Below are 12,119 nucleotides of genomic sequence, written 5' to 3' on the forward strand. Positions count from 1 at the left end.
GCTCACCATAAGTTAATGTAAAGAGGCAGTAGCCGCCCTTTCATCAATATAATCCATCAGTTTTTTTGCTAATTCCGCAGGGCTACCGACAAAACTACAGTATCCTGAATCAATAATAGCCTGAGGTTGACTCGGACAAGTACTTAAACTGGGTTGTTGCGCCCATAATTGACTGTTGTTATCTTGAATAAGATCCAAATACTGAGAACCATCGTTGCCCATACCTGAAAATATAATATTGATAAGCTCGCTACCATAAACATCACTGGTGTTTTTGAGGATTTTACCAATAGCAGGTTTATACTCGCCATCCCAAGCTTGGTCTAACAATATCACTCGACCAGTCGAATCACAAACAATCTGCTTATCAACAGGTGCTATAAGACACTGGCCTGCTCTTAAACGCTGCGACGAAGTAATGACCTGACAACGCCAGTTATTTTGGCGATTAAGTATGCGTGGCAATGTACCAATCATGGTTTGGTTAAAGTGGTGCGCTAATAATATACAAACAGGCAGCGTGGTTGGTAAGTTATCCAAAAACTCTTTTACGGCGCTAGGTCCACCCATAGAAGCACCCAAAAACACTACATAGCGCCAATCGGTATCCATATTGTCGCTGTTATCAGCTGGACTATCTATTAGCATCGGCAAATCAAGCATTTGCGCCAGTTTACGCTTTAACTTACGCTGCCACTTGGCATATTGCTGCGCCTCATTAAGATAAGGTGCCTGACTAAAACCTACCAGTACAGTGGATGACTTAGAAGCAGTGGTCGCAGTCGCCACATTATCGTCATAGTCACTATCGATGAGCCAGATATCGATAGCCACATCAGAGAGCTCAGGTTTTTCTTGCAATTGTACTCGTGATAAACAGCCAACAAGGCTAAAGCCACAACTGTGTATGGTATCGGAAAAAGCCATACGCTGACGGTGATCTTCTGCAATTATCAGTACTTTAATATCTTGATTATTTTTTTCTTTTAGTGCTACAATACGCGTATTATCCTTCATGAGTCAGACTGACCTCTGAACCCAGTAGATTCCGGATTTTATTGAGCAGCTCTTTTTCTTGGAATGGCTTACCCATATAGTCATTTACGCCGATTTCTAGCGCACGTTCACGATGTTTTTCACCTGTACGTGATGTAATCATAATAATTGGAATATCTTTCAGGCGCTTATTATGTCTGACTTGGGTCGCTACCTCGAAACCATCCATTCTTGGCATTTCAATATCCAGCAACATCATGTCTGGCGTTGTCTCTTGTAGTATCTCAATGGCGTCGACCCCATCTTTTGCAACGATGACATTGAAGCCTTGGCGCTCCAAGAAGCGTGACGTCACTTTACGGACAGTGACTGAGTCATCAACAACCAATATAGTAGGTTTGGTCGTCTCTATGCGTGTTCGTTTAGTTTCGGCAGCTTGCGGTATATTTTTAACCAGCTGCGCATTACGCATTAAAGCGATCAAATCTAAAATGAGCATCACTGAACCATCACCCATGATGGTCGCTGCTGAAATACCCTGTAAATTTGATAACTGTTGACTTAATGGCTTGACCACCACTTCAATCCGCGAGCCTGCAATCTGATCTACTTGCAGAGCAATATTCTGCCCCGTACGGTTTTTAATAATAATAAGCGGTAAGCTGGTATTGGTGTTGACCACCAGCTCGTTCAATTTATTACCTGATAAAATCTCATTTAGATAGCGTACTCGATAATCGACATCTTCAAAGTTCAAGGTGTCATTATCAGACTGATAATAGTCGTAAAGCTTTTCTGGGTTGATACGAACCACACGCTCAATCTGTACCAGTGGTATGGCATAGTAACGATCCGCTGCACGTACTACCAAAGCATCAGATACGGCAACCGTCAGTGGTAAGCGCATCGTAAAGATTGATCCTTTACCAAGCTCTGAGACGACAGACACAACGCCACCTAACTGACGAATCTCACTGATCACCACGTCCATGCCAACGCCGCGTCCAGAGATTTGGGTGATTTGTTTACTGGTACTCAACCCAGCGTTAAAGATATACTGCATGATATCGAGATCAGTGAGGCTGCTATCATTCTTATCGATAAGACCTTGAGAAATAGCCTTTTTACGTACGGATTCTACATCGATTCCGCGACCATCATCACTTAACTGAATGACAATCTCACTGCCTTCGCGGCGAACTTCTAGAGTGATACGCCCGCTACGTTCTTTCCCTGCTCTGAGACGTGTCGAAGTACTCTCGATACCATGATCGACGGCGTTACGGAGCATGTGTTCAAGTGGCGAGGTAATACGCTCTAGAATGGTTCGATCCATCTCATCATCAGCGTTGATAATAGTCAGTTCAACAGACTTATTAAGCTCATTTGCCGTCTGACGCACGATACGCTCAAGACGCGGTGTCAGACGCGTAAACGGCACCATACGAGAATTCATGAGGCCATCTTGCAACTCAGTTTGCGTGCGCGACAGCTGCAATAAGAGGCCTTCACTGTCACGGGTTTTTTCTAACAACGTATGATTAATATCAACCAAATCTGAGGCTGACTCTGTCAAAGACTTTGATAATTGATTCAAAGAAGAATATTGATCCATTTCTAGAGGGTCAAAGCCTTCATTATTAATCAACTCCTCATCTATCTGCGATAAAACCTGTGCTTCAAGCTCAATTTCCATCCGACGCAACTGATCTGCCAAGCGCTGTACCGTCGTACCCATCTCTTCAATACTACTGGTCAAGCTACTGATACCCATATCGATACGGGCACGGTTAATCGCTGATTCGCCAGACAAGTTAATCATATGCTCGATCAAACCACCTGAAATACGGATCATCTCATTATTACTAACGCTTTGCTCTTCTTCATTAGTGTGGTTGATCATAGACGGCATGTCACTAATATCTTTTGCCAGATACTGTGAGCCTTGATTTTCTTTAGCAATCAATATTGCTTCACGCTGTGCCTGCAAAGACTCTTTAGGAACTTGTCTTAAGCTATCAGGGTTTCTACTAAACTGTTGCAGTGCCTCAATCAGTAACGCCGGTATCGGTGGGTTGACCTGCTCACTCAAAATAAACACTGCGTCAGCAAGCCAATCATGACTGGCAACCAACAGCTCTAATACCTTCTTGGTTGCAGGGCGGCGCTTATTGACAAAATCCTTGTACACCGACTCCATCTCATGAGACAAATCAGCGATACCGGACGCTGTCACCATACGTGCGCCACCTTTGATGGTATGCAAATCGCGTTGCAGCGCCTGTAGAGCTGTCGTGTTATTGGTATCTTTTAAGAATAATTGCAGATATTTATTACGGTTGGTAAGCTCTTCTGCTTCTTCTAAAAACACCGATAATATATCAGGATCAGGTAGTCCATTAGCCCATGACTGCTTAATCAGGGTATCGAGGTTGAGTGTCTCTGAACCTGTCTCACTACTATGAGTACTTATGCCATCAATAACTTGAGGCGCAGCTGCCGCATTGTCTTTTGGTACTGGAATGATTAGCTCTACCGTTTCTGGCAATGTTTTGGCTTTTTCAAGTTGCTGCAACTGCTCAATCAGCTCAGGGGTAAAAAACGATTTTCTGTAATTGACGATATGCATGATTTGCAGAGACATCGTGTCTTGCACCATTTGCATAATTTCCAGCCATTGAGCTGTCGGTGTTCGTCTGTTCTCTACAAACGCTTCATAAACGCTTTCCGCTTCGTGGGTGAGATCGCCAATACTACGAATACCTGCCATGCGCGCACCACCTTTGATCGTGTGCAGATGGCGTTGTAATACCTTTAGGGCATTAATATTAGTGATATCAGTGCGCCACTTATTGAAGCTTTCATCCAATGCCGCATCAAGCTCTTGCGCCTCTTCTAAGAAGATTTCTAACAACTCCATATCGGTATCAATAGACTCAAGCTGTAGCTCAGGCGCAGCAACACTGCGAACGATAAAGCCACCTTCATCACCACTGTCATCATCTTGATAAATACGCTGTAAATCTGCAATAACTTGCGTATCAACCTTCAATGATGTGCTACCTGCTAATGCATCAAACAACCCGACTAATTGAGCATGACCGGCATGCAATATGGCTTGAACGTCCGCATCCTTTGCTTTATCAAGGTTATCGTTGAGATAACTATAAGCATTACCTAACTCGCCGAGTATCAAAGTAAATTTCGGAAATTCTTGCGCTTTATTGGTAAGGTGTTTTATTTGTGATATTTGCTGTTCTATATACTTTTGAACTTGCCCTACCTCAGAGTCGTTCAGTGCCTCATCTAGCTGCCACTCAGCATCTAGCAGTTCATCAATATTATTATCGAGCAGCTGCTCTATCGTTGGCTTATTATCAGTCTCAATTTTATTATCACCAATGATGTATTGCTCGCCAAGCATCGCTTGCAACGAAGCTATATCTTGCTCGCTTTGGTTATCTTCCTCTGATGTATTTTGTTGCTGAGCATTTTGTTTATAATTGCTTAGATAACCATCCATCAACGTGGCAGACTGAGCCAATGCCTCTAAATGCTGAGCACTCATGGCGGTATCCTGCTGCTGTAATAGCTCTAGGCTTTGCTCTATTGTGCCACTCACTTCGCTGATCGCAACCAAAGCACTAGAGCCAGACGCGCCCCTTAGCGTATGAAATGCACGTACAATCTCATCGGTGACTTCGATATAAGGTTTATCTTGATGCTCATCAACGAATTGATCAATATCCTGCAATAGTCCTTCTGCTTCATCGATAAAAATCTCACAGAACACTCTTTCTTCTTCGCTTTGAGGCGCTAAAATAACTGGCGCTTCTGCTATTTTTTCATTGACAGAGTAGATAGTTTGCAACGTTGAGTCTATCTCTTCATTATCATAAATAATCTTGGTTGCATTAGAGTCGGGCAGTAATGCTGACCCTTGAAGTACTTCATGCTCAGAGTCTTTCGATGCTTGTTGATATAATGCAGCGTAACTGAACGCATCACCTTGCTGCTTACTATAAGCGTTAGCACAGGCAATCCATAGTGGCACTATCTCTGGATAATCTTGAAGGTTATTCTCAAAGGTAGTGAGCATAGCAGGATAAGCAGCTAAGACTTCTGCAATGAGCTGACGCATATCGGCTGAAGCCACAATACTGTGATCCAAGATACGGTTCAGCATGTTTTCTATCGCCCATGCCAGCTCAGCAGTATAGTTAGCCCCAACCATACGCCCCGAACCTTTTAGGGTATGAAATCCGCGACGGATATCCATCAGCTTGCTTAGATCAGTCGGTGACAATCGCCACTCTTCATACAAAGGTACAATTTCATCCAACACTTCGTTGGCTTCTTCTATAAATATCTCTTTAATATCAGGATCAGCATCGTCAGCATCCACTGGTAGTTGCTCAGTCTCTAACATAAATGGTGCAAGCACTGCTGGAATTTGCAGCTCAGATGAAGAGTCATTTAGATGTCTTGCTTCATTTTGGTAAGTGTTTGAAGTTTCGACATCATCCGCAGTTATCGCCGTTGAAACGGCTGTCTGTGACGCTGACGTATTTTCTAAAGTAGAGCCGCTATTATCTAATTCATCAGGTGCCGTCTCAGGTATGATTAACCCAGTATTAATAGGCTGCTGCGTCATCAGGTTTTGGCTTTGTAGAATAGTGATAGCAGGATCTAGACTTGGCGGCTGTTGCGCCTCAAAATCTGCGACCATAACGGGTAAGCGTTTTACCGTATCCATCACCAAATTTACCACCTCGTCTGTGACAGGTAAGGTCTTGTCTAACAGACGATTGAGTAGGTTTTCAATTGACCATGCCATCTCACTAACACTAAAGGCACCAACCATACGGCCTGAACCTTTTAAGGTATGAAAGCCTCTGCGTACTTCAGTTAACGGTGTTAAATCCTGTGAATCTTGCTGCCAAATAGGTAGGAAGTCTTGTAGGTCAGTGATAACCTCTGTCGCCTCTTCGATAAAGATCTCACGAATATCTTCATCCACATCAAAATTGTCAGGCTTCACTTGCTCACGCGCTTGTAGCAACGCTTCACTCTCACCAGCATTACTCAGACCATTAGCATGAGATTTTTGCTCAGTAACAGGGATAATTTCACCACTATCATCGTAACGAAGGACATCCGTTGCTGCTGGCTTTTGAGTAACAAAGGTATCATTGACCGTCTCTGGTGCTTCAATATAGACATTGATAAGCTGCGCCGCTTTAGCCGTATATTCATTTGCCCGCGTCAACAACTGCTGGTCAAAAATCTGCTGCGCAAGGTAGTCAAGTAACAACTCTATAGAAGTTAGCCCCTCAGCTAAGGCTTGAGTCACATCCCAACTGAGCGTTTTCACCTTATGAACCGCCAGCTGTATAAATAGACTGGCCATATCATCTATGGTTTGATTAATAGCGGGCAAGCCTATATCAGCAAAAGCATGACCAATTTTGGTAAAATCTTGGGCAGCTGGCAACAAATGAACATCTTGATGCTGTATGTACTCGTTAAAGCTTTGTTTTACCTCTTCTACCGCAATGCGCAATTCACGCAAGCCTTCACCAGCAGAGATAGTTTCTTGACTGTCTTCCAGCTGAGTATCAGCTCTATCAGCTGCTTCAGAGGCGGTGGTAAAAGAAGCAGCTTCCCCTATCTTGAGAGATATCGTCTGTTCAGTTTTATAGATAGCATCATACAGCGCTTGGAGCTTACGCTCAATATGACGCTGCTCTGGTGCATATCCTGCCTCTGACGATAGAGCCTGCTCTATATCCGTAAAAATAGCATCGATTTGCGACACAAAATAAGTCCAGCCTCGACCTTCAAGCTGATTTTTTATTTTTCGTAAAGGATTTAGAAGGGTGTCCGGCTTATCTAAATCAAAGATAAGGGTTTCAAGCTCGCTCAATATACGCGGTAAAAAGCGTACAGGTGAGGTGCTTTGTGATAAATGCCTTAATATAAGTTGGGTGCTATCGCTAATTTGCGCAAGACCACTTAACTCGATATAGACATCTATAATTAAGCTTCTAATCAGGCGTGAACACATCTCAGCTTGTTGAACACCAGTCTCTATTACTTGCTCAAGCTGGCTTAACAGAGGTACATAATGGGTAGGGAGCGGTGTTTCATTATGAGCCAGCTCATTTAACCATAGCTCGACTAGATACCACAGACGCTGTACATTCTTATCCTGAGCAGTCTGCCATAGATATTGACTAACCTTCTCTAACACAGACAATACAGGCGCTTGATTAACATTGGCAAGCAATAGTTTTTGTACCTGCTGTCGCCAACCCATTAATAACTGTTGGTACTGATAGTCTGCTAAGTGCGCCGTGACTCTACTAACTGGTATCAACGACTCAATGCTATCGATAATATTGTCTTCGATAGCATCATTGTTTAGATTGTGATGGGTGTCACCGCTAGAGATGACAGGTGAGTCTGTCGCTATACCGAATAGCGATAATGCTTGGGTCAGATCGTTAGTAGCTTTATTGATCAAAGCTGTGTGGTAGCTACCTGTAAGTGCATATTGATTCAATTCACGCTGCAATAACCGCTGAGAAAACTGGCCAATGCGTCGACTGTCAATAGAGAAATCATCATGATTACTTAAGCCTGCTAATAAACTTAAATTATTGGCAAGGGTGGCTAAAAAAGGCAGGTTGATCATAGTCAGCGCGCCGCCAACCTGATGGTAATGCTGCGCCATCTGCTCGTAATTAGTGCTGTTAGCCTCTAATTGCCAGCCTTCAGCTACCTGTGATAATTGCTGATTAAATAGCGGTAATAACCACTCAAGCGTCACTATGTCATTGGGCTGGTTTTTCATAGGGTCATCCTAACTCGTCTAGGCACTAATTTAGGCACTAATTTAGGCACTGATTTTTTGCCACACATTAACCTGTTGGTGCGCAATACGGCGCATATTCGAAGGACGCCAAAATAACGCCTCACCTGGAGCCAATATAATATATCCACCTAATGCACACTGCTCAGCTAATCGCGCCAAAATATCACGCTGATCAAATTTGCGAAAATACAACAGCATGTTTTGACAAATGATAATGTTTTGAAGGTGCGAAGTGGGTGGCTCTTGTTCAATAATGTTATGTAAAGCAAAGCTGACATACGGTTGTAAAGTTGGTGCAATTTCCCAGTGTACCTGAGCGTTAGTGGTTGCTGCTTTTCCTGTAGAAGAAGCAAAAAGACTCGAGCCGTCAATTGCATGCTTAGCTGATAAAGGATGAATGAATTGCTGACAACGTTGAGGTATTAAGGGCAACTGGCGTTTATGATACCGTCCTAACTGTGATTTTTTGATCGCTTGTTGGCTGACATCGGTGCCCAGTATCGTATAGTTCTCCAGTTGCTCAGATGCCAAGCTCATGGCTAACGACCAAGTCTCTTGCCCGCTCGCACAGCCAACACTCCAAATACGAAATAAACCATCAGAATGACTGTCAGCAACACCGTTAATAGTACCCTTCACCGTACGTAGTTGCTGGTACTGCAATGCGTATTTGGTGACAAAATCTATCGAAGGTTTATGCCGAAAGAAACGGCTTTCATGAATCAGTACTTTATCCAATAGTTGCTGACGCATCTCATCATTTTTTGGTAATTGATACCACAGCTGCTGAGGTGTCAGTCTATGCGCTGCCGCCGTGTGGTCAATCGCATTTATCAGCCACTGCAACTGGCCATTTGGTAAGACAAAACCAATTTCTTGCTCTATATACCGTTGCCACTGCTGAGCATCAAAATCACCGTCCTGCACCAACGCCCGAACCACGGTAGGTTTAATTGGCCTTGTGTCTGGTTGAGTAAAATTCTTCACGTCACCTGCTATAATTACTGCGGCACATCATTGTAATGGGCACCGTATTTTTATTAACATTGCATTTTAAAAACGGCAGTTTTTATCAAGGCCTCATGATTATCAAAAAGTGTGATTAAACACTTTCTGACAAAGTCTCCTCAGTATCCATCATGTCATCAGCTAATAACTCATCATCATCCAATACTTTAAAACCTGTCACTGACTCTTGAAGGGCTGCAGCCATTTCGCTCAACTCACCAATAGAGCGTGCCGTTGCCATCGTACCAGATGATGTTTGTGAGGTAATATCTTGAATAATATTCATGGTATGAGAAATATGACCAGCAGACTCAGCCTGCTGTAATGCAGCGTTTGAGATATTCTGAATCAAATCAGCCAGCGTGTTAGAAACGCTCTGTACTTCCTCTAGTGCTTCACCAGCATCTTTTGCCAAACGAGCACCGCGTACTACTTCAGAGGTGGTTGATTCCATTGACATGACCGCTTCACTGGTATCCGCCTGAATGGTTTTTACCAAGGTTTCGATCTGCTTGGTCGCGTTGGCTGAACGCTCAGCCAGACGTTGAACCTCATCAGCAACCACCGCAAAACCGCGCCCTGCTTCACCAGCCATCGACGCCTGAATAGCAGCGTTTAGTGCCAAGACGTTGGTTTGGTCAGCAATATCATTAATCAAACCAACGATATCACCAATCTCCTGCGATGACTCACCAAGACGTTTGATACGTTTTGAGGTTTCTTGTATCTGATCACGAATAACGTTCATACCTTCGATAGAGCGCTGGACCACCTCTGCCCCATTATAAGAAATAGCAACTGAGCGCTGGGCAACGGTTGCTGATTCTGCCGCGTTATTTGAAACTTGGTCAATAGATACGGTCATCTCATTAATAGCCGCTGACACACCAGCAATTTCCTGCGCTTGATGTTCAGATGCTTCCGCAAGCTCAACCGCGTTCATCTGCGTTTGATCTGAGGACTGCGACACACGATCAGCGGTACTGTTAATAACCAGTACCAATTGGCGTAATTGGTCAATGGCAAAGTTCACGGAATCCGCAATCGCACCAGTAAAATCTTCTGATACAGTTGCATTAACGGTCAAATCCCCTTCTGCCAAATCACCCAATTCATCGAGCAAACGCAGAATCGCGATCTGGTTACGCTCGTTTTCTTCTTGGATTTGACGCGCACGCTCAGACTCAGCTTCTGCTTCTTGACGGCGACGTAGTGTTTCCTTTTCGATAAGCAGTCGTTCTGAACCACCGCGCTGTTTGAGTAGCTGATATAAAGCAAGTAAAATGCCCAATATACCTATAACGAATACCACCACCGGCAGAATAACCGACTGGTTAAAGTCTGTTAAATACTGACTTACCGATGATAACGAGTTGACCAGCCAAACCAGACAAGCCACACTTATTAGAACAAAAAGACCTAATAATAACTTCCACTTGCTGTCCGCTGTTGCGTTGGGCGTACCAGCTACAGGTTTTTTTATAACATCACTCATCGTGCGTATCCTTTCAAACAATCGTCAAAGTCTTGTCGTGACTGACTTTGACAATCTTATTGTTATCAAAACAACAGTGATTAACAAAGCCTGTATGAATGCTGATATCAAATCAAGTCATTCGCTATTATGTCGCCATCGTGCTAACCGCTGATTCTCTCTGTATCAAAAACTATATCGCAGCATCCGTATACTGCAGGTCTTGCACGAGCAAGCTTGGCATAAAAGTATACCAATCTTGATCATTCTTAAAAAACTTACCATGGTTGTAAGGAGCAAAGGGCGAATTGGCATCGATCGCTTCTGGGCGATATTGGTCTTGAGTAAACTGCTCAATTCCTAGCACTTGGTCTACCAGCAGTCCTGAAAAGACAGTGTCATGTTCGATAACAATGACTTTGCGTTGGCTCATTTGTGTTAAACGACTGGGCACCTGCAAAAACTGTGACAAATCCGTTAGAGGCAATAAGCGCCCACGAATATTGGCGATACCAAGCATCCATGGCTTTACCAGAGGCAAGCTTGTGTACTCTGGCATGGTTAATACTTCTGATACCTGACCCATTGGAGCAACCATACGCTGCCCACCAATCTCAAATACCACACCTTGCCAGTCGAACTCTTGGCCACCGCGACGCCCACTTTTGCGCGCCCGTGCCAGATCTGCTAGACGCAGAAGCTCAATAAATCCTCTGGAAGCCACAATCTACTCCATTACTTTGCGAATGATACTGACCAGTCCATTTTCATCGATGGGCTTGGCCATATACTCTTTAGCGCCTTGACGCTTACCCCACACTCTATCGGTCTCTTGATTTTTGGTACTAATCATAATGATGGGGATATGTGAAGTGGTTTTACCACGAGTAATTTTTCGAGTGGCCTGAAAACCATTCATTTCAGGCATAACCACGTCCATTAAGATCACATCTGGTAGATGATCAGCCGCCATTTGACAGCCTTGCTCACCATTTGTTGCCTCTAACACCTGAAAGTTGTTTTTAGAGAGCATGTCGCGAAATTTCGCCATCTCAGATGGCGAGTCGTCAATGACTAAAACAGTAGTCATGGGAATTTCCTTTATTTTCGAAGATATCTATAAGGATATATTCGTATATTATTGAGACAAACCGTTTGAAAGTAACACACCAACACCTTAGGGCGTATCATTTTCAATATGGCTGTTATGAAGTGCTGAGCAACCATTAGTAATGGTAGTGGCTAAATTTCTTTTGTTCACGATATTCTTTTATTAGCGGTACTCGATTAGCGATACTGGTTGATTGCTTCAAATAGCTCATCTTTACTAAATGGTTTGGTCAAATATTCGTCAGAGCCGACGATACGACCGCGTGCTTTGTCAAACAGGCCATCTTTAGACGACAACATGATGACTGGTTTACTGGCGTAATCAGGATTGTTTTTTATCAATGCGCAGGTCTGATAACCATCTAAACGTGGCATCATGATGTCGACAAAAATAATATCGGGGTTATTATCGACAATCTTTGCTAAAGCATCGAAACCATCAATGGCGGTCACTACTTCACAGCCAGCTTTTTGTAATAAAGTCTCTGCGGTACGGCGAATGGTTTTTGAATCATCAATCACCATTACTTTTAAACCATCAAAATTATTTTCCATTATCATTATCCTATGAACGACTATTTATTCGTAACGCTATTTGTCAATGCAAGATTTGCCTATTATTTCAACTTTTAATATTACTTATTAACTTTTAAT

The 12,119-nt window shown here is 43.3% G+C and carries 6 protein-coding genes and 1 pseudogene; all 7 read right to left on the reverse strand.

What is annotated here, in order from left to right; all coding sequences use genetic code 11:
• Positions 1 to 12: 12 nt before the first annotated feature.
• On the reverse strand, positions 13 to 1,017 hold the full coding sequence (locus ACT3TU_RS07970; protein WP_192523994.1) for a chemotaxis protein CheB: 1,005 nt from the start codon (positions 1,015 to 1,017) through the stop codon (positions 13 to 15).
• Positions 1,007 to 7,852, reverse strand: coding sequence for an Hpt domain-containing protein (locus ACT3TU_RS07975; RefSeq protein WP_192523995.1), 6,846 nt, complete (start codon positions 7,850 to 7,852; stop codon positions 1,007 to 1,009). Before ACT3TU_RS07975 ends, ACT3TU_RS07970 begins: the two co-directional genes overlap by 11 nt.
• A gap of 42 nt (positions 7,853 to 7,894) precedes the next feature.
• On the reverse strand, positions 7,895 to 8,860 hold the full coding sequence (locus ACT3TU_RS07980; protein ID WP_192523996.1) for a CheR family methyltransferase: 966 nt from the start codon (positions 8,858 to 8,860) through the stop codon (positions 7,895 to 7,897).
• Between the two features lie 115 nt (positions 8,861 to 8,975).
• Positions 8,976 to 10,205 (reverse strand): annotated as a pseudogene (locus ACT3TU_RS07985) (methyl-accepting chemotaxis protein); the annotation flags it as partial.
• Positions 10,206 to 10,548: 343 nt separating this feature from the next.
• A complete protein-coding gene (locus ACT3TU_RS07990) occupies positions 10,549 to 11,079 on the reverse strand; it encodes a chemotaxis protein CheW (protein WP_192523998.1) in 531 nt (176 codons plus the stop codon).
• Between the two features lie 3 nt (positions 11,080 to 11,082).
• Positions 11,083 to 11,445: a response regulator gene (locus ACT3TU_RS07995; RefSeq protein ID WP_192523999.1), complete on the reverse strand. Its 363-nt coding sequence runs from the start codon at positions 11,443 to 11,445 to the stop codon at positions 11,083 to 11,085.
• 197 nt (positions 11,446 to 11,642) lie between these two features.
• Positions 11,643 to 12,020 carry a twitching motility response regulator PilG gene (gene pilG / locus ACT3TU_RS08000; protein WP_045453505.1) on the reverse strand — a complete coding sequence of 126 codons (378 nt, stop codon included), beginning with the start codon at positions 12,018 to 12,020 and terminating at the stop codon, positions 11,643 to 11,645.
• Between the last annotated feature and the right edge of the window lie 99 nt (positions 12,021 to 12,119).

Source organism: Psychrobacter sp. AOP3-A1-26, assembly GCF_052378235.1.
In the GTDB taxonomy this organism is placed as follows: domain Bacteria; phylum Pseudomonadota; class Gammaproteobacteria; order Pseudomonadales; family Moraxellaceae; genus Psychrobacter.

Bases quoted from the DNA above. Each gene is read 5' to 3' on its own strand.
- ACT3TU_RS07970 (WP_192523994.1), bottom strand. From the start codon at position 1,017: ATGAAGGATAATACGCGTATTGTAGCACTAAAAGAAAAAAATAATCAA.
- ACT3TU_RS07975 (WP_192523995.1), bottom strand. From the start codon at position 7,852: ATGAAAAACCAGCCCAATGACATAGTGACGCTTGAGTGGTTATTACCG.
- ACT3TU_RS07995 (WP_192523999.1), bottom strand. From the start codon at position 11,445: ATGACTACTGTTTTAGTCATTGACGACTCGCCATCTGAGATGGCGAAA.
- pilG (WP_045453505.1), bottom strand. From the start codon at position 12,020: ATGGAAAATAATTTTGATGGTTTAAAAGTAATGGTGATTGATGATTCA.